We start from the raw sequence: 308 nt of genomic DNA, 5'->3' as shown, positions 1-308 counted from the left end.
GTGCCTCCATCCGCCATGCCCCGGAGCGCTGATTTGAAGACGGTCTCCTGGTCGATCGGCTTGAAGCCGAATTGCGAAAGAACCGCTAGGCATACCGGGTCTTGCGCGACCTCGTCTATGACGAGCTCGAACCCGGACAGGTCGACCTGCTCCTGCGGCGGAAGATGGACGCGTTCCCTCTCGCTCAGATAGGCCCTTCGACCGCTCGTCGTAGGGACGATACGTGCGGATCCGGCGGACTTGAGGTCGGGGCTCGAATCGATGCTGCGAACGATTCGCAGAGCCGTGCGTGAAAAATTCGGATCCTG

Annotated in this window: 1 protein-coding gene; it reads right to left on the bottom strand. The window is 61.4% G+C overall.

Going from position 1 to position 308, the window contains the following annotated elements:
• Nucleotides 1–308 (bottom strand): hypothetical protein (locus IG178_RS25780; RefSeq protein WP_226895757.1); only part of this gene is annotated, 308 nt, incomplete at both ends.

The organism is Neoluteolibacter marinus (assembly GCF_014904755.1).
Lineage (GTDB): Bacteria > Verrucomicrobiota > Verrucomicrobiia > Verrucomicrobiales > Akkermansiaceae > Haloferula > Haloferula marina.
The sequence above is the reverse complement of the archived record's forward strand: the minus strand, read 5'-3'. Positions and strand labels throughout refer to the sequence as shown.